We start from the raw sequence: 18,953 nt of genomic DNA on the forward strand, positions 1-18,953 counted from the left end.
CTGATCATAAATTAATTATTAACCAATTGATAAACTGTATGAAATTAAGCTTACCATTAATATCCCTGGGGCTATTGCTTCTGCTTTATAACTTTTCTTTAGCACAAACGCCCTGGCAATCGAAATTTGTTAAGATTGATGATGACGGAAAGCTAACCTACGTTCCTGATGCAAAGGGAAATATCATCCCTGATTTTAGTAGGGTGGGCTACCATCGCGGAGATATACCTATTCCTGCAGTAAGGGTTGTTAAAACGATAACTTCTCCGGGGGCAAATGCAGACGCTACTCAACTCGTAAAAGACGCAATCACTGAAGTCAGCAATATGCCAATTGGAGCTGACGGCTTCCGTGGAGCTATCTTATTTAAAGCAGGTACTTATCGTATTAACGGAAAAATTCAGATAAAAGTTAGCGGCATTGTTTTACGAGGTGAAGGTAATTCTACATCCGGAACGGTTCTAATAGATACCGACTTAAATTCTCAGCATCGTTTTATTGAAATAGGCGATGGCACCTCCTCGAGAACGGAAGTGGCAGGAACCCGGGTAAATATAACTGATGCTTACGTTCCGGTAGGAGCTACTACATTTACCGTTGCCGACGCCTCAAACTATAATGTTGGAGATGATATTATAGTGTACCGGCCAGCGACAGCCAATTGGATACACGATTTAAAAATGGATCAGATCCCGCCCAATCCCGATGGGAGCACCCTGCAATGGACAACAGCAGAATACCATCTGTCATTCGAACGAAAAATTGAAAAGATTGAGGGCAACAAAATTACTATTGAAAATCCGATAGTAATGGCAATGGAAACCAATTATGGAGGAGGGCAGATCTATAAATTTACGTCAAACAGGATTAAAGAGATTGGGATCGAAGATATGTACCTGCAATCTGCTTACCGTCCGGCTGTACTTAAATCCTGGGGTGATCCCAATAACCCAGCTCATTATACCTACGATGAACAACATGGATGGCACGCCGTGTATATACAAAGGACCGAAAATGCATGGGTAAAAAATATTACAGCTCAATATTTTGGTTTTTCTGCAGTTACTGTAGATTATTTAGCTAAGTGCGTGACCGTAATAGACAGTAAATGCATCAATGCGCAATCAAATATAACAGGAAGCAGAAGATATTCTTTTAATACCGGACAGGCTCATCTATGCTTATTTAAAAACCTGGAAACCACAGATGGCAGGCATGATTTTGTTTCCGGGAATCAAAATTGCGGTCCGCATGTATTTACCAATTGTAAAGCCAGGGTTACTTACGAAGCTGCTGGCCCTCACCATCGCTGGAGCACAGGCTATTTATACGATATGATTGATACAGATGGTGAACTGAGTGTGCAGGATAATGCTAACTATGGCACAGGTCATGGCTGGATTGGAGCGAATATAGTTTTCTGGAACTGTAAGGTGAATAATACTGTTTTGCAATCGCCTTGGGTTTCGGCAAAAAATTATGGTATAGGCATCCAGTATATCAACCCCGGAGTGCCTAATTTTCCCACCCCTGTACGGCCCAATGGTGAATGGGAAAACCCCAATACTCCCGGATTAACGCCAGCATCCTTGTATGAGGCACAAGTGAAAGCCAAAAGGCAGCCCCCGCTTGGACAGGTAGTTGTTTTAAAAGCGAACAATGAAAAATATGTTACTGCAGATAGAACACTGACATCCACTTCACCACCAATGACCGCCACCTTCACTACTTTGGGAACCTGGCAACATTTTACACTTGAAGACGCAGGAACCGGCCTTGTTTCCATAAAGGGCTCCAACGGGAGATATGTATGTTCAAAAGATGGCCTTTCTGACATGCTCTGTGATAAAACCACTGTCGGCAGCTGGGAAAAATTCACCGTTGTGTTTTTGGGTTATAACTCGATCGCTCTTAAGGGGAACAACGGTAAGTATGTAAGTTCAAATAATGGCACTTCAAAAATGCGTTGTGATAAAACTACTATCGGTCCAGCTGAGATTTTCACTTGGTCGTATCCGGATGGAAGTACCACTGTTTTAAGTTTAGCTCCTGAATCTGGCGAAACCAGAAAAACGATTACTGATACAGATCCTGGATTAGTTGTTTATCCCAACCCTGCAGAGAATAAAATTTCTATTGAGGTGAATAAGATGTTATTAAGCCGGATCTATTTATCGGATATGAGAGGAACTGTTTATAATCTGCCGGTTATAAAATCAGGAAATATTTTGGAGATAAATGTTTCATCTTTAATCCCGGGGACATATCTTCTTAATATTGTTAAGTATAGCGGCGAGGTGATCAGCAAGAAAATAATTAAGAATTGAAAGTTTAGTACGCTAACGAGTTTTGAATTGCTAAAATAATTAGTATTTTTGCGGGGTAAATGGGGAAGATATGGTGAATGACCGCGTGACGCAGAAGCTTGAGATATTGGCTGGAGCGGCAAAATATGATGTTTCCTGCTCTTCGGGACAAGGCAATCGTGAGAATAAAAATAAAGGACTTGGAGATTCTAAAGCAAACGGCATCTGTCATTCCTTTACCGAAGATGGGCGATGCGTAGCCCTGCTCAAGATCTTATTAACTAACCATTGTATTTTTGATTGTGCTTACTGTGTAAGCCGTAAAAGTAATGACGTAAAACGCGCTGCCTTTACCGTAGACGAGGTTGTTGATCTCACCATTAGTTTTTACCGCAGGAATTACATTGAAGGATTATTTCTAAGTTCAGGAATTTTCTACAGCCCCGATTATACCATGGAGCGACTGGTTAAAATCGTCAAAAAACTACGCAAAGAGCAAAACTTCAATGGTTATATCCATTTAAAAGCTATTCCGGGCGCTAGTGAGGAATTAATTAAAGAAGCTGGACTCTATGCAGACCGTTTAAGTGTGAACGTAGAAATGCCAACCGAGCAGAGTTTAAAGCTCCTGGCACCTGATAAAAATCATCAGGATGTGATCAAACCAATGGAGTATCTTAAAAATGAAATTGCCGGTCATAAGGAGGAAACGAAATTGAATAAAAGGGCACCGGTTTTTGCACCAGCAGGTCAAAGTACCCAGATGGTGATCGGTGCGACCAAAGAAAGTGACCTGGAAATCCTCGGAATGGCTGACTACTTCTATCAGCAAATGAAACTTAAACGGGTATATTATTCAGGTTATGTGCCGATAAGTTATGATGGCCGGCTTCCAGCAATTGGCACCCCGGTTCCGATGATCCGGGAAAACAGGCTCTATCAGGCTGACTGGCTTGTGCGCTATTATGGTTTTCATGTCAATGAATTAGTAGGCTTTGATCAACCTAACCTCGAACTTGATATCGATCCAAAGCTAAGCTGGGCATTGAGGAATTTACATCAATTTCCGCTAGATATAAACATAGCTGACATAGAACTCATAAACCGTGTCCCCGGAATCGGATTCTTAGGTGCTAAAAAAATTGTGGCTGCCCGTAAGTTCAAAACGCTTAAGCCCGAAGACTTAAAGCAAATGGGCATCGTCTACAACCGGGCAAAATATTTCTTAAGTGTAAGTAATCCTTTTTCAGCACATAAAGATTATACTGCAATTCAGATCAAAGAACGGATTCAGAATTTGCAGAATAGTAAATACAAAAGTGATTTTTCTCCGCAGTTAACCCTGTTTTAATTTTAAGCAGATGACATCAGTTGTTTACGACGGAACCTATGAAGGATGGCTGACAGCAGTCTTTGATATCTATGAATATAAGTTGGATGATGTGGTTTTTGCTAAAGGAGAACAAGCTGCAGCATTTCTTTTCGGAACAAGGCATGAAGTGACGACAGAAGATCGAAAAGCAAAGCGCGTACTAAAAGGCTTACAGCAACGATTATCATCAACTGCACTAAAGAATATAAACTTAACGTTTTTGTCGGAAATTGACTATTCCGAAGATATCATGCTGCGTTTTGTTCGCTATGCATTCAGCAGTGGCGTAAATGTAGAGCAGGATTTAGCCAACCGCCTAGTGTGGGAAGTATGGGAGGCTGCCCGGCGGGTTAGAAAGGAAGCGCACCGAATGGAAGCTTTTGTACGCTTTAAACTTACAAAAGATGATTTGTATGATCCATTGTATTATGCTGTTATCGAACCACAATGTGATGTTTTACCTCTTATTAGCGATCATTTTAAAAACCGCTATGCAGACCAGCGCTGGTTGATTTATGATCTGAAGCGAAAGTACGGTATCTATTATGATTTAGAAATGCTGAATACCGTGGAGGTCCAATTCAGCGATAAGCTCGGCTCAGCGCAAATAAAAGCAGAGCTCTGCGACGAACGCGAAGAACATTTTCAGAACCTCTGGTGTCGCTATTTCGGCGCGGTAAATATAGAAGCCCGCAAAAATCTGCGCTTACAAATGAAACATATGCCTAAACGATACTGGAAATATTTGACAGAGAAGATGCCGGATTACCATCGTTCATAAAAGTAATAAAGGCCGGAACTTATTCCGACCCGTATTTAGCTTACTAAGCACCTGGTACAATGGCTCTTCTACCAAGATGTCTGTCTTTCTGGTTTAGTATATCGTCTTTAAGATAGAGTAATTCTTATATTAACAACAAGATAAGACAAGTGGATGAATTTTTTTTAAAAACACGTATTTAAACCCGGGAAGCAGTAAAAATACGTAATCGCGATTGTATGCACATTTAAGTCCATCTTAACTCAAAACTAAGCGGGCTTTTATCACTCTGATGGTTCTTTATTCGATTCCTTTCTGTATTATTGGCCCAAATTATGGTGCTATCCGGACAGTACCATCCCTAATAACATATGGCATCAGGTATTTTTGCAATTTTAGATGATATAGCTGCATTGATGGACGACGTTTCGGTGGCAGCGAAAATAGCAACTCGCAAAACGGCGGGCATTCTGGGAGACGATTTAGCGGTAAACGCGGAAAAAGCCACCGGCTTTCTCTCTTCGAGGGAACTTCCTGTATTATGGGCTATTACGAAGGGTTCTCTGCTGAATAAAGTGATCATTGTTCCCATTGCGTTATTGCTGAATGCATTCTTTCCGGCAGCCATTAATATTGTTTTAATCCTTGGAGGATTATATCTTGCATATGAGGGCGTCGAAAAAATAATTGAATATTTTTTTCATCGTTCGAAAGAGGGGCATGAGGTAATTGAAGAGGTAGAACAAGATGGGACTGCCGCGGAAAAAGCAAAAATAAAATCAGCAATTACTACTGACTTCATCTTGTCGGTAGAAATTGTAATTATCGCCTTAGGAAGCGTTACTGAACAAGCGCTCACCACTCAGATCCTCACCGTTATAGCTGTAGCCTTATTGGCTACTATAGGTGTATATGGCATAGTGGCGCTTATTGTGAGAATGGATGATGCAGGTTTCAGGCTTATCAAATATTCCAATGAAAAGGGTTTTTTATCAATGCTGGGAACTCTGCTGGTTAAGTCGCTACCCGTAATTATCAGGATCCTGGCCATAGTTGGAACTATCGCTTTATTACTCGTTTCAGGCGGTATCTTTGTCCATAATATCGACTATTTTCATCATGTCTTTACGGAAGTTCCAACCACAATCAAGGAGTTTGCGCTTGGTACAATTGCCGGCTTACTTGTGGTGATAGTATTAACTGCTGGAAAAAAAGTATGGTCTTGGATCAAATCCAAGAGATAGTGATGAGATAATAATTGAAAGGAGTGAGCTTTTATCTGCACGAAATTAACCGGATAAAAAATACTTGTTATTCAAATAGCAAGCAGATCGAAACCGTTATTCGTACGCGGAATTACATCATTAGTAATTTAGATAAAGAACTGAACCTCGACATGCTTTCCGACACCGGCTTTACCTCCAAATTCCACTTATTACGACTGTTCAAAAAATACTATGGACAGACACCCATACAATACCTGACCGACATCAGGATTGGAAAGTCGAAAGAGTATCTGAAGAAAGGGATGTCTGTAACCGAAACTTGTTATTCTATTGGATTTGAAAGTCCGAGTTCATTCAGTACTTTGTTTAAACGCAGGTTTGGACGTACGCCAAGTGAATTTCAAAAAGAGCAATTTTAACAAAGTGACTTTCATGCTTAAGATGGAACTTCGTTATTATTCAAGAAGATTCAAATATGAAAGTAAAAGTAGTAAGCATCCCTGTTTTAGATCAGGAAAAAGCATTAACATTTTATTCGAAGATTTTAGGTTTTGTCAAAAAAATTGACCTTCCACTAGGCGATAACAGGTGGTTAACGGTTGTGAGCAAAGAAGAACAGGATGGAACGGAAGTTCTGTTGGAGCCATCCCCAATTCATTTCGAGCCGGCCAAAATCTACCAGAAGGCACTGCTTGATGCTGGAATTCCCTACACTCTTTTCCATGTTGATGATGTTCAAAAGGAATATGAGCGACTATTAGCGCTCGACGTGAAATTTAGCATGAAGCCGGCCGAAATGGGAACTGTTAAAATTGCTGTTTTCAATGATACCTGCGGAAATAATATCCAGATCGTCGAGATGTTGTAAAAGAAAAGTCTTCAAACGGGGAGAATGAAGACTTTTGCTAACCAATTATAAACCACTACAAACATAGAGGTTTTGCCACAAACCAGCAGTCTTTTAACAAGATTTAACAATTTGATAATATTTGGAAGCTTGCTGCACGCGTGCGCCAATCCGATCTAAGTATAACGAAGAATCCTCTGAAATAGCTCTAAACAATAAGCCCTTGTCTGAAAGACAAGGGCTTTGTATCGTTACATTTGGTTAGTTGAACGCCTAAATGTACGAATGTTTTTGAAATTGGCAATATTTTATTGAAAAAATACCCGAAAATTGCGAAATGCATTTTTTAAATAATATTTAATTCTTTTCCCTCAATTAATATTGAGATTCTATCTTAGTGCAATCAATTTTAAATTATGACACAATTCTTTAAGATCAATAGCTTTCCCTGCCGAAAACTGCTTTCAATTTTATTCATCAGTTTTAGTATCACCAGTGCTTATAGTAAAACTGATAGCCTTTCTATCGTTTTTAAAGCCGACCATAAGGATTGGATCTATAAGACGGGCGAAAAACCAGTCTTTACAGTGACTGTATTTAACAATGGTAAGCCCGTTAACAACCTGAAGCTTAAATACCAGGTGGGACCAGAGAAAATGCAACTGATAAAATCCGACTCTGTTACCCTTAAAAAGAATTCCTTTGTATTACCATCGTACACGATGGACGCACCAGGTTTTCTGAGGTATACAGTGACCGCCCAGGTGAATGGTGCCGAGGTAAAAAGTATGATAACGGCGGCATTTTCACCTGAAAGTATTAAGCCCACCATTGAATTGCCGCAGGATTTCAACCTGTTTTGGCAAAACGCTAAGCGCTCCTTAGCTAAGGTTCCGGTGGACGCGAAGATGGAGCTTATCAAAGAGTATTCTACGGATGCGGTGAACGTTTACCAGGTGAGCTTCCAGAACATTAATCAATCGAGGATTTATGGAATGCTTAGCGTGCCGAAAAAAGAAGGGAAGTATCCTGCCGTATTAAAGGTTCCTGGTGCCGGAGTAAGGCCGTATAAAGGAGACGTTGCTCTCGCTGCAAACGGAGTTATAACTTTAGAAATAGGGATTCATGGGGTTCCGGTAAACCTGGATACTGAGGTTTATAAGAACCTGAGTACCGGTCCGTTATTTTCCTACCCATCAACCAATTTAGACAACAGGGATAATTATTATTATAAACGGGTTTACCTGGGTTGTGTAAGAGCCCTGGATTTTCTTGTTTCACAGCCTGCTTATGACGGAGAGAATCTGGCAGTTTACGGAGGAAGCCAGGGCGGCGCACTGTCGATCATCACCACGGCTTTAGATTCAAGGGTTAAGTTTCTGGGAGTTTATTATCCTGCCTTATGCGACGTAACCGGTTATTTGCATAACCGTGCTGGCGGCTGGCCGCACCTTTTTGCCGGTAATAATGCTGCAAATAACAATAAACCGGAAAAGCTGGAAACCTGTAAGTATTATGATGTTGTAAATTTCGCTAAACAAGTTAAAGTACCGGGTTTTTATAGCTGGGGCTTTAATGATCTTACTTGTCCGCCGACATCAATGCATGCTGCGTACAATTCAATCTCATCTCCAAAAGAATTAGTGATATATAAAGAAACCGGGCATAATACAGTCCCTGAGCAAAGAAATAAGATGACTTCCTGGCTTTTATCGAAGATAAAGAAATAGTTTATGAGGCACACGCGACACTGCTGGCGCAAGCGTGCCCGCGTGTGCCTAACCCTTTTAAAACCTTAAATCAAACCTTAATTGAAACTCCTGATCGCTTCCCCGATATCATAAACCTCGGTGCGCCCCAATAATTCTGCTGAAAGCAGTGAACTTGCTGCAGCACTCCGGTATCCGCCAGCACAATGGACGGCAACAGGTTTATCAGCAGGTATTTCCTTTATCCGTTCCCGTAATTCGCCTAATGGAATTGCTATACTGCTAGGAAATATTTTCTTTTCTTTTACTTCAGTCGCATTCCGGACATCAACGATGGTATAACTTTGAGGATTGCGCCTGAAGTGCTCCAGGTCAAAAGGTGGATTTTTCTGATCGGCATAATTCACAACAAAGGCTTCTTTTACTATAGCTTCATAACCAATAGAAGCACTTCTTTTAAGCATATCCATTAATTGATCTTCGTCCCTGGCTGCAAGATAAAAGCTCTCTCCCGGTCTGATAATGCTGCCAAGCCAGGTCTCAAATTTATCCCCATCCATAATATTGACCGAGTGGGAGAGATGTCCTTTTTTGAAATCTTTATCATCCCTAACATCCACTATCCATAACCCTTCTTCCAGCGTAGAAGCCTCAGCCTGGGTGTTTACGATCTTTCGGTTTACATTTTCAACGCTTGAAGAAAATCCAGGTGCCCCTTTTTTATTCAGGTCAACATTATAAGGAAAATAAGCCGGAATAAAAGGCAGGTCAGAAGTTAACTTTTCCACAAATTGATGTTCCTGCATTTCCTGCAGCGACCAGTTATGTTTCTTTTCGGCGCCGATAGTGCTACTGCTCGCCTCGCTAAGAGCTTTGCCGCATAAAGATCCTGCACCATGAGCAGGGTAGACAACCACATTATCTGCCAGGCTTGCGAGCTTTCCCCGCAAAGAAAAATACATCTGTTTAGCCAGGTGCCCCCTTAAAGCTTCCTGATCACCTCCAGCCTCCCTAAGATCCGGCCGACCGCAGTCTCCTACAAATAACGTATCCCCGGTAAAAACCGCTTTATCTATTCCCTGATGTTCCAGAACCACTGAAAGACTATCTGGAGAATGTCCGGGGGTATTTAATGCCCTTAGCCTGATCTTTCCAAATTCAATCACATCGCCCTCATCGAATGGGTAAAACGCATAAATTGCTTTCGTCAACTTGCTTGCATAGATCTTTGCACCCTTCCTGTTTTGTATCTCCAGGTGGCTGCTGACGAAATCCGCATGTGGATGTGTTTCAATCACACCAATAATTTCCGCTGCATTGTCATCAGCAAAACGAAAATATGGCTCCGGATCGCGTGAAGGGTCAATTAATACGATCTGCTTTTCATTTTCACTCAGAATAGCATAACTGTATTGGGCTAAATACTTGTTTTCAAACTGCTGTACTTTCATATAGGTAGAAATTAGGTTTGTATCATTTTCAGCCTCAGCAATAGCAAATCAGACTTTTAGTCTAGTCCGCTTACCCCGCCGGAAACCACCATTTTCATGGCGGCGCTGGCACTCATGTTAAGTGGTTCAACTTTTTCTGTTTTAACAATATATAGCTGGCCTGCAAATGAATAGGAGAAGGGGAAATAAACAGCAACCTGCCCCGGCAAACCGATTTTACTAAGATCTTTGTTGGTAACAAAACCTATTTGTTTTAAGCCGCTTTCGTTCAGCTCCACCAGAACAGGTTCACTGAACTTCTTTTCATCGCCCACAAAAGCTTCTGTAAGATCCTTAATAGACGAATATAGAAAGTTAAAGAGGGGCAGCTTTTTAAGCCACTTATTGAACCATATTTTAATAGGTTCGGTAATGAAGTTAGTAACTACTATGCCTGCGAATATCAGGATGACAACAATGGTAAGTATCCCCAATCCGGGGATATACAAGGGTTGCCCAGTTTTGCGGTCGGTCCACAACGGACTCAGATTTAGTGAGCTGTCAGCAGTAGATACCGCCCAGAAAATCAGGTAAAAGGCAGCTGCAATTGGTACAACAATTAATACACCTTTAATAAAATAGTTAAATAAAGACCTTAAGATTCTGTTCATCGGCAAATAAAGAAAGACCAAAAATAGTAATATTTAAGTGGTGTTAACTTAACCTGCAAGATATATTATTTATTCAAAGTAGTACACTCTTTTTACCCTTCCGGAGATGCCAGTCAAAACTTCATAAGGGATAGTTTCCAGTTGAAATGCAATATCCTCCACGCGGATCACCTCATTAAATACGATCACTTCATCTCCTTCGGCCGCATCTACGCCCGTGATATCCAGCATGCACATATCCATACAGATATTTCCGATGGTAGGTACCGGGTGCCCGTTTAATAACATCTTCCCCTTACCATTACCCAGCTTACGCGAGTAACCATCGGCATAGCCAATTTTGACCGTAGCGATCCTGCCTCCCGAAGGGAGCACTCCTTTCCTGTTATACCCAACCGTATCACCCGGATCAAGCTCTTTGATCTGCGAAATAGCCGTTTTTAGTACGGTGACCGTTTCAAGTGGCGATTTCTTGTTTTTAAAAGAGCCATCGAATCCATATAAGCCAATACCCAACCTTACCATGTTTAGTTGGGCTTCTGGCAAACGACTTATAGCAGAGGTATTCGATACATGCCTTAAAAATGAATACCCTAAAACCAGCTCTATCTGCCCGGTCATTTCATTAAAAAGGTTCATTTGATGCCTGGTAAAATCGTCGGAGTCCGGGTCTTCGCTGGCTACCAGGTGCGAAAATGCACTGACGATCCTAATACAGGTGTTTTCTTTTAGCTCATTCAGAAGCGCCTTGAGATCGCTTTCTAAGAATCCCAGGCGGTGCATACCAGTATCCAGTTTCAGGTGAACCGGATAATTCTCCCGGTTTTTTCTTTTTAGCGCTTCAGTGAAATCCTTTAATATCCTGGAACTATAGATCTCGGGCTCCAGTGCATGCTCGATCATGGTATCAAAAGCTACAACGTCAGGGTTCATCACCATTATAGGCAAGCTTATTCCAGCCTTTCTCAAAGTCACACCTTCATCGGCATAAGCTACCGCGAGGTAATCAACCTTGTTGAATTGAAGTAAGTTAGCTATTTCATAACTGCCACTTCCATAAGAGAAAGCTTTAACCATTACCATCAGTTTGACGCCGGGTTTCAGCTGAGATTTGTAATAGTTTAAGTTGTTTTCAACGGCATTAAGATTAATCTCCAGTACCGTGTCATGCACCTTCTGAGTTAACAACTTGCTGATCTGCTCGAACTCGAATGACCTGGCGCCTTTCAGGAGAATAGTTTCGTCCTCAAATTTTACCTCTGCCAGACCCCGCAGTAAGGACCTGGTATCTTTGAAGAAGAACTTCTCCTGTCTAAACTTGTCGCGGAACTTGCTGATCCCTTCCCCAACACCAATTAGACGGTCCACTTCCTTAATATCCAGCAAGTCTGCAACCTGCTGATAAAGCAGTTCAGCATCAAGTCCGGCTTGCGGAATATCAGATAATATAAGTGTTCGTTTAGGATGCTGATTTTGTTGCTTTAAAAAATCAAGGGCGATTGCCAGGGAAGAAATATCTGTACTATAGGAATCGTCAATGATTGAACAATTGTTTATACCGCCTTTCAACTCCAGCCTCATACTTACAGGATGCAGCATATTAAGCTGCAGATCAGTATCCGGCTGCTTATAACCCAGAGCAAGTATGGTAGCCCAGCAGCAAATAGCGTTTTCAATAGAGGCAGCATCCGTAAAAGGGACCGCACATTCTACATTCTCATTAAGGTATCTGCCCCTGATAATGGTAGAGTTTTTACTGCTGGTATTGGCACTTTCATCATCAAAAAGCATCAGATCTGCGTTCTTGTTGTTCCAGCCCCAGGTAAATTTCTTTTTTCCAGGAATTTCGCCTGGATAATCTTTCAGGTATTTAGGCGAATAAATAAGGAGATCAGTATCCCTGAACAATGCTAGTTTTTCGGCTATCTTTTCTTCCCTCGATGCGAAACCTTCATTATGCGCTTCCCCGATATTAGTGAGGATGCCTATGGTTGGCTGGATAATGTTCTTCAGACTTTCCATTTCGCCCTTACGGGAAATACCCGCTTCAAAAATAGCCAGTGAATGTTCTTCGGTCATTCGCCATACGGAAAGCGGGACGCCGATCTTTGAATTATAACTTTTCGGACTTCGCACAATGTTCTTTTCGGGTGCAAGCAGCAGGTATAGCCACTCTTTAACAATGGTTTTGCCATTGCTTCCGGTAATGCCGATCACCGGGTAATTAAATTGACTGCGATGCCAGGCCGTTAGCTTCTGCAAAGCTTTTAAGCTGTCCTCAACAAGATAGAAATTGGCGTCCGAATATTTATCGGCCAAACTGCCTTTTTCTGTGATTACAAAGTTCCTAACCCCGGCCAGATATACTTCATTTATAAATTCATGACCATTCCGCCGTCCATGTAAAGCGAAAAAAAGAGTGTTTTCCATATCGCTCAGCTTGCGACTGTCGTATGCAAGCGTACGGATGCTGCCGGCAGGATCTTTAATAAAAGTCTTAGCCTGAATGATTTGTTCTACCTCTTTAACGGAATATGCTTTGTGATACATGCCGGGTAAATTTCCTGAAATTTTTAGATATTAAGCTATGTTTTTGCGATTGAATTTATTTGCGATGGAGAGTAGGCCAGGCTGTCACTTATTAGACCTGCAGGGAAGGATATTTGGACCAGGACATCATCGAAGATATTTTTTTATCACGGATGTTTTTTCTAGATTTATACATTATTGAATAGCCTCCGGAATGACGGTAAATAATTCAACAAGCAAAGCAGGGAAGAGCCCTTCCCAGTAAAAATTCAACTTTGAGCTATCTTCGTTAATACTTCTTGCCAAGTCCTGAACAGGTTTTATATATTGCTGCCTACAATCTTCGTAAGTACCGCAGTGAGTCCGCCTTTATTTGCAATAGGCGGACTTTTAGAGCTATTTAGCTAGCATATACGCAGCAATATATTGAAGATGGGGATAACCCGTCCTTAAGTTGGTCAGGAGCCTGGCCGTTTACTAAACCTTGAAATATACTGTAATTGTTGTGGTGGGATTTTTTTTACAATAAGTGACCTAAGTCATTGATTGACACATGGTCCTTACTTAGTTTTATGTTCAAATATATAAAATTTATATACGTAACAAAAAATAAAACGATGGCAACAATAGATAAAAAGGGAGTTCTTCACGGTTCTGTATACAACATTGTTTACAGGGGCTACTTTGATAAGCAAGTAGCACAAATGAAGCCCAAAAAGTTCAAACAAACCCTGGCAAGCAAGGAAAGCAGCCTGGAGTTCGGTTTATGCAGCACTACGGCCCGAGTGATCAGGCATGCATTTGGCTATACTTACGGCGGTTATGATGGGCGAATGATCAATCGCATGAATTCGGCTGTCCGGAACGGCGTCACGGCCAGTCAAAAGGCACGGGGCGAAAGAGATATGCATGATGCCGATCTGGGTTTCCTGAATGGATTCCAGTTTAATAACAATTCACCTTTACCTAAGGTGCTGCGGGCAAGGCCTCAAACCTGCCTTGATGCTGAAAACAAGATCTGTATTGAGCTTCCGGCGATCACCCGAAAGGACATTCAAGCCCCGAGCGTTAATGTTCATAATTATGTTCTTCGCTTTGTAGCCATTGCCTTCGACTTTAAAAAGGAGGTTTTTTGCTATAACAGCGTCAAGGAAATAAAGATCGGATACAAGGAAAGCTTTGAAGGCGGAGTGATCCGTTTGGATGATGAAGTGATTAAAGGCAGGTTAGTGATGCTGAGCATGTCCATTCATGCCTATGCAAGTGACGGTTTTGGAGGAGCACAAACATTCAACTCAAAAGCCTGGAGTCCTTCCGAGTTGATAGGGGCATGGCACATTGAGGCCGAAACAGAAACAGAAACAGAAAACAGTGATAATGGTAAAACGTATCGGATAATTCCTCTGTATTATCCTGGAAATAACATATTGAAAGAAATTGCCAGCTTGCGCGAAAAAGCTGAGGCGACGGCCAAAAAACGACCGGACAAAACATTATGGTTAAAACCTAAGAGTAAAGTCAAGACAGATACAGGTGGCGGGCCGCCCAAAGGAGATATTAAATTTCCTGAAAAGTAAGGTTCAGAACCCTGCTGAATATTTGCTAATTTAATAACAACTGGATTAAAGTGAATTTTTTCGGATTTTTTAGATATTGAACGATATTTTTGAGATCGAATAAATTTTACGATGAAGCGTCCCGATACAGCTCCTCTTGATAAAAAGTCGGCATTGGCTAAGGCAGAACATTATTGTGCCTACCAGGAACGATCGCAACAGGAATTAAGAGACAAGCTGTACGAATACGGTCTACTGTCATCAGAAGTGGAAGAGGTGATTGCGGAGCTGATAGAAAACAACTTCTTGAATGAGGAACGTTTTGCCCTGGCCTATACTTTAGGTAAGTTCAGGATAAAAGGCTGGGGGAAGCTGAAGATCAAAATGGCATTAAAGCAAAAAAGAGTGCCTCCGAAAATGATAGAAAAGTCATTAAAGCAGATAGACGGAGAGGAGTATGCCAGGAAATTAAAGGAGATCTTAGACAAAAAAGACGCCCAGCTTAAAGAAAATGACGACTGGAAAAGGAAGCAGAAATTGATTTCGTATGCTTTAACAAAAGGCTATGAAAGAGATCTTATTTTAGATGCGCTGACAATCAGTTAATTATTTTTAAGTTAAAAAAAAGATAACAAATATATTGACAGGAATGCTTTTCTGTCTATATTTGCATCACCAAAACGCAATAGCAGTACGCTTAGCAAATGCGAAAGTAGCTCAGTTGGTAGAGCGCAACCTTGCCAAGGTTGAGGTCGCGAGTTCGAACCTCGTCTTTCGCTCAGATCCCTTCTCTAAAGGAAGGGATTTAAAATTTAAAAGAGTTCTTTTAAGTTTGCTCGGGTGGTGGAACTGGTAGACACGCAGGACTTAAAATCCTGTTCGCCTTAAAGCGAGTGCGGGTTCGATTCCCGCCCCGAGTACTGGTGGTAATAATGAATCTCTAAGATCATCGAAGATCTAAGAGATTTTGCGAAAGTAGCTCAGTTGGTAGAGCGCAACCTTGCCAAGGTTGAGGTCGCGAGTTCGAACCTCGTCTTTCGCTCGAATCCCTTCCATAACGGAAGGGATTTAATTTTTAAAAGGTTTTCAATACCTGCTCGGGTGGTGGAACTGGTAGACACGCAGGACTTAAAATCCTGTTCGCCTTAAAGCGAGTGCGGGTTCGATTCCCGCCCCGAGTACAAAAGAGGGTGCCCAAAGAGGCACTCTCTTTTTTTAAGCGATAAATTTTAGATTTTCAAAGTTTTCAGGGATCAAGCTTAAAAGTTGGGGGCCTTCCTTGCTTCGTCATCCTGAACTTGTTTCAGGACCTCCTGCTTAAGCATTTCCTTTATAGCCCAAGAGATGCCGAAATGAAATGAGTTCGGCATGACGACCGTTTTAAAAGTTGGCATTAATGCGCTTAGCCGGGGCGATCCGTCTGAAGAATTATGGTCGTTAGCCGTTAAATCACTCTGGATGACCACACTCATCAGCGGTACCACCAGATAACACTGAAATGACATCATAAGAATGCCTCGAGGGGGCATTAGACTAGGCAATCATCACCCCTGGCTTATTCACTACCGGAATCCGGATAAAGTTTGAATCAATTATACTCTCCGGAAGAAAGATGAATTTCTTATCATAAATATGGCCGTCAATATAATAGCTCAACCAGTATTCATTCGTGAGGCCAAAAACCTGCTCATCGATTGCTTCAATTTTAGCGTAATCTTTTCCTCCAACGTCTCCAATTGAATGTCGCAGGATAGAGGTCTTAACTTCTTCACCATCCTTTAAGCCATACCCTTTAGACGTTACCAGCACCGTTTCTATCGGTTCATTTTTCAGATTGATGAGGTAAACATTCCAAACCTTTGCTTCGGGCGTTTCCTTTTCTAACACAACAGCTATCGCTATATCTTCAACTACTTTTACAGGAATGTCTTTCTTCATAAAACGGGTTATATAGTCTCCCGCGAACCTCTGGAAAGCAGGAACCCTAAATTAATAAATCCTTTTTAGACATTAAAACCTGCATGAACAAATCCCTGAAAATTGGATGAATTAAAGGACTAACAAAAAATTAAGGCGGTCATTGCCCCTGATACCGTATTCATGAAGTTAACTGCATTATTATTGAGTTGCCCGTGTCTTTCTAAACTGGCACCAAGTATTGAATCAACAATATTGCCGATACAACCGCTAATGATGATAATTAAGAACGGAGTCCAGTCTGATGCGCCAGCACAGTATATTGATGCGATAAGGGTGGCGCCCACAGTTCCGAACAGGGTTCCCTCCATACTAACCACCCCATTTAAACCCCTTAAGTCTTTTTTTAACGTTAAAATGTTGTAATAACGGCGCCCATAAATATTTCCCAATTCGGACGACAGGGTATCGGAAGTTGCGGATGCAAAGGCTGCTGCTATCATTACTGAAAAAAGACCTGAATGATCCGGGAATAGCAAGCATGAAACTCCCAAAATGGCTGCAAAGCCTGCATTAGCCAGCACCTGCCAGGCATCTCTTTTGCCTTGGTTAGCCTCTTCAAGTCCCAACGAAATCTTGTTCTTTCTTTTCCAGAATGTAGCACCGGTCCCTAAAACGAAAAAGGTGATCAGTATAGATAGTCCGGTAAAACCTGCGCCTAAAAAAATACATAAGGTTAGGATTCCACCAATGAAACTTGCCCATAACGAGAGCTTTCCGGTTCTGTAGCTGGCAATCATTCCGCCAAGAACAATAATTGCAAAGATACTATAGCTTGAAACGGAATGATCTGGTATAGTCATGGTTCTTTATCATAGTTAAATTATCATGGTTAATTAGGATTAATCAAGTTTCTCGACTTGCTGTTGTGAAACATTAGGTATAAAAAGGTATAAAAAGGCCAGGAATGCCAGGCCCGCTGATCCATAAAAGATGTAGGGAATCCTTTCAGAATGTTCCTGAAATGCCAATCCTGCCAGGTATGCCCCAATGCCGATGCCGGCCTCCAGTGCGATATACATGGTTGCAATAGCCTTCCCCCGATGATCTGGGCGGCTCAGATCAATGGTCCAGGCATTGTTGGCGGGTGACAAAATGCCGGTAGCAACCCCGTAAAGGGCTGAAGCAAGCAATAGGCTTAATGCCGAATCTGCCATTCCAACGAGTATCATAGAGATACAAAGCAGAATCAGCGCCGTTTTTATCACCAGCACTCTTCCGTGCTTGTCAGACAGTTTGCCGGCAATGAACCTTATTAATAAGGACGAGATCGTGAAGGTCATGAAAAACAATCCTTTATTGGCAACTCCTAGAAATTCGCCCCAATCCGGCACCAGGGTCAGTATCACACCGTAACTCATGTACGACAGTAAGGTTACTATGGCTGCCGGCAGAACTTGCTTCTCGATAATTTCGTTCCGGGATATCCGGAGCAAGGCGAAACGGAACTTTTGCTTTTGTTTAACCGTTTCTTTCATATTCATCACTATGAGAATGGAAAGTAATGCAAATGCCGACGAGGTATAGAATAGAACGTTTATAGAATAGTATTCGCTGAGAAAGCTGCCTATAGCAGGCCCTATGGCCATACCTGTACTGAAACACAAGCCGTGTATGCCCAATGCTTCTCCCCAGCGGTTAACGGGAATAATATCGGCAACGTAAGCTGAGGTAGCTGTAGGTTTGAAACCCGTTGAAAAACCGTGCAGTAATCTTAAGAAAAGAAAGCCCGACACAGAACTAAGTATGGGGTATAAGAAACCGCAAACAAAACAAACTATAGAGCCAATGGCCATTACAGGAACACGCCCGATAGTGTCTGTTAGTTTACCGCTGAAAGGTCTTGAGATTCCGGCGGTAACCGTAAACAGCGCTATGATCAATCCTTTATGTTCTGCACCGCCCAGGCTGCTGAGGTATGCCGGTAGCTCGGGGATCAGCATGTTGAAACTGGCTGAAAACAAAAGGGAGCTTAGACAAAGCAATGCAAAGGAGAGGGTATAGATAGAAGTTTGCGGAGTGATTGGGGGAGGGCTTTGCATTAAGTTCAGATCACGTCTAAAATAGTAAACTCTTTATGGTTAAACATTACAGTGGCTCCTTTGGTGGAACCCATCAGGGCTCTGCCCATTGGTGAAATTGGCGACACGGCGAAATAGGAACGGTCTGCAATTTTTACCTGTCCGGCGCTGATAGCTATAAAGAAGTTGCCCTGGCTGGTAAGAACTACGCTGCCAGCCTGCACGATTTCATGGCCTTTATCGGGATTTATAGCGCTTAATGCGTGTTTAAGTTTGCGCGCCTCATGTAATTGTGTCTGGTTGCGGGAGATCTCCTGCTGCATCATTTCGCGGGTGGTTTCGTATTTATCGCCAGCACTGCTTTTTGTATCGTCAGCTGAGGCTTCCTGCGCAGATAAGATTGCCTGTTCTGCAGATCTTATGCGTTCTTCGGCATAATTCAGACAATACAGGTGGAGTTCATTTTTAATCTGAAGCATGTACAAAGGAAATAAATCTTTAAATAAGAATGGCCGGATCGCAATAATTTGCAGGATCCAGCCATTTCTT

General features: G+C 41.9%; 17 protein-coding genes and 4 tRNA genes. 14 read left to right on the plus strand and 7 right to left on the minus strand.

Annotation, left to right across the window (positions count from 1 at the left end; translation table 11 throughout):
• Nucleotides 1-38 precede the first annotated feature (38 nt).
• The 7 genes from J3P37_RS14890 (at nt 39) to J3P37_RS14920 (ending at nt 8,241) form a co-directional block, all read left to right on the plus strand.
• Nucleotides 39-2,327 carry a T9SS type A sorting domain-containing protein gene (locus J3P37_RS14890; RefSeq protein WP_256012145.1) on the plus strand — a complete coding sequence of 763 codons (2,289 nt, stop codon included), beginning with the start codon at nt 39-41 and terminating at the stop codon, nt 2,325-2,327.
• A 73-nt stretch (nt 2,328-2,400) separates the two neighbouring features.
• On the plus strand, nt 2,401-3,657 hold the full coding sequence (locus J3P37_RS14895; protein ID WP_439648966.1) for a putative DNA modification/repair radical SAM protein: 1,257 nt from the start codon (nt 2,401-2,403) through the stop codon (nt 3,655-3,657).
• Between the two features lie 10 nt (nt 3,658-3,667).
• Nucleotides 3,668-4,459, plus strand: coding sequence for a TIGR03915 family putative DNA repair protein (locus tag J3P37_RS14900; protein ID WP_256012147.1), 792 nt, complete (start codon nt 3,668-3,670; stop codon nt 4,457-4,459).
• A gap of 350 nt (nt 4,460-4,809) precedes the next feature.
• On the plus strand, nt 4,810-5,682 hold the full coding sequence (locus J3P37_RS14905) for a DUF808 domain-containing protein (protein ID WP_256012148.1): 873 nt from the start codon (nt 4,810-4,812) through the stop codon (nt 5,680-5,682).
• Nucleotides 5,683-5,705: 23 nt separating this feature from the next.
• A complete protein-coding gene (locus J3P37_RS14910) occupies nt 5,706-6,083 on the plus strand; it encodes a helix-turn-helix domain-containing protein (protein ID WP_256012149.1) in 378 nt (125 codons plus the stop codon).
• 56 nt (nt 6,084-6,139) lie between these two features.
• Complete coding sequence (locus tag J3P37_RS14915) at nt 6,140-6,532, plus strand: VOC family protein (RefSeq protein ID WP_256012150.1); 393 nt, start codon at nt 6,140-6,142, stop codon at nt 6,530-6,532.
• A 395-nt stretch (nt 6,533-6,927) separates the two neighbouring features.
• A complete protein-coding gene (locus J3P37_RS14920; protein ID WP_256012151.1) occupies nt 6,928-8,241 on the plus strand; it encodes an acetylxylan esterase in 1,314 nt (437 codons plus the stop codon).
• A gap of 77 nt (nt 8,242-8,318) precedes the next feature.
• Here the strand turns inward: J3P37_RS14920 and J3P37_RS14925 are convergent, their stop codons facing one another.
• From J3P37_RS14925 to J3P37_RS14935, 3 genes are all read right to left on the minus strand, one after another.
• Nucleotides 8,319-9,671, minus strand: coding sequence for an MBL fold metallo-hydrolase (locus J3P37_RS14925; RefSeq protein ID WP_256012152.1), 1,353 nt, complete (start codon nt 9,669-9,671; stop codon nt 8,319-8,321).
• 56 nt (nt 9,672-9,727) lie between these two features.
• Nucleotides 9,728-10,321 carry a DUF502 domain-containing protein gene (locus tag J3P37_RS14930; RefSeq protein WP_256012153.1) on the minus strand — a complete coding sequence of 198 codons (594 nt, stop codon included), beginning with the start codon at nt 10,319-10,321 and terminating at the stop codon, nt 9,728-9,730.
• A 69-nt stretch (nt 10,322-10,390) separates the two neighbouring features.
• The gene (locus J3P37_RS14935) at nt 10,391-12,871 is read right to left on the minus strand and encodes a bifunctional UDP-N-acetylmuramoyl-tripeptide:D-alanyl-D-alanine ligase/alanine racemase (protein ID WP_256012154.1); all 2,481 of its coding nucleotides are present in this window, start codon (nt 12,869-12,871) and stop codon (nt 10,391-10,393) included.
• A 596-nt stretch (nt 12,872-13,467) separates the two neighbouring features.
• Between J3P37_RS14935 and J3P37_RS14940 the strand changes: the two genes are divergently transcribed.
• From J3P37_RS14940 to J3P37_RS14970, 7 genes are all read left to right on the plus strand, one after another.
• Nucleotides 13,468-14,427 carry a hypothetical protein gene (locus J3P37_RS14940; RefSeq protein ID WP_256012155.1) on the plus strand — a complete coding sequence of 320 codons (960 nt, stop codon included), beginning with the start codon at nt 13,468-13,470 and terminating at the stop codon, nt 14,425-14,427.
• 111 nt (nt 14,428-14,538) lie between these two features.
• Nucleotides 14,539-15,012 (plus strand): regulatory protein RecX, encoded by a 474-nt coding sequence (locus J3P37_RS14945; protein WP_256012156.1) that lies wholly within the window; start codon nt 14,539-14,541, stop codon nt 15,010-15,012.
• Nucleotides 15,013-15,112: 100 nt separating this feature from the next.
• Nucleotides 15,113-15,185, plus strand: a tRNA-Gly gene (locus J3P37_RS14950).
• A 55-nt stretch (nt 15,186-15,240) separates the two neighbouring features.
• Nucleotides 15,241-15,326, plus strand: a tRNA-Leu gene (locus J3P37_RS14955).
• A 49-nt stretch (nt 15,327-15,375) separates the two neighbouring features.
• Nucleotides 15,376-15,448, plus strand: a tRNA-Gly gene (locus J3P37_RS14960).
• 53 nt (nt 15,449-15,501) lie between these two features.
• Nucleotides 15,502-15,587: transfer RNA gene (locus tag J3P37_RS14965), tRNA-Leu, on the plus strand.
• Nucleotides 15,588-15,774: 187 nt separating this feature from the next.
• On the plus strand, nt 15,775-15,897 hold the full coding sequence (locus J3P37_RS14970; RefSeq protein ID WP_256012157.1) for a hypothetical protein: 123 nt from the start codon (nt 15,775-15,777) through the stop codon (nt 15,895-15,897).
• Nucleotides 15,898-15,939: 42 nt separating this feature from the next.
• Here J3P37_RS14970 and J3P37_RS14975 read toward each other — a convergent pair whose 3' ends face one another.
• The 4 genes from J3P37_RS14975 to J3P37_RS14990 form a co-directional block, all read right to left on the minus strand.
• The gene (locus J3P37_RS14975; protein ID WP_256012158.1) at nt 15,940-16,344 is read right to left on the minus strand and encodes a hypothetical protein; all 405 of its coding nucleotides are present in this window, start codon (nt 16,342-16,344) and stop codon (nt 15,940-15,942) included.
• 119 nt (nt 16,345-16,463) lie between these two features.
• Nucleotides 16,464-17,186: a DUF92 domain-containing protein gene (locus J3P37_RS14980; RefSeq protein WP_256012159.1), complete on the minus strand. Its 723-nt coding sequence runs from the start codon at nt 17,184-17,186 to the stop codon at nt 16,464-16,466.
• Between the two features lie 39 nt (nt 17,187-17,225).
• A complete protein-coding gene (locus J3P37_RS14985; RefSeq protein ID WP_256012160.1) occupies nt 17,226-18,425 on the minus strand; it encodes an MFS transporter in 1,200 nt (399 codons plus the stop codon).
• A 5-nt stretch (nt 18,426-18,430) separates the two neighbouring features.
• The gene (locus tag J3P37_RS14990; RefSeq protein ID WP_256012161.1) at nt 18,431-18,883 is read right to left on the minus strand and encodes a GreA/GreB family elongation factor; all 453 of its coding nucleotides are present in this window, start codon (nt 18,881-18,883) and stop codon (nt 18,431-18,433) included.
• Between the last annotated feature and the right edge of the window lie 70 nt (nt 18,884-18,953).

The sequence above is a fragment of the Desertivirga xinjiangensis genome (assembly GCF_024436435.1).
GTDB lineage: Bacteria > Bacteroidota > Bacteroidia > Sphingobacteriales > Sphingobacteriaceae > Desertivirga > Desertivirga xinjiangensis.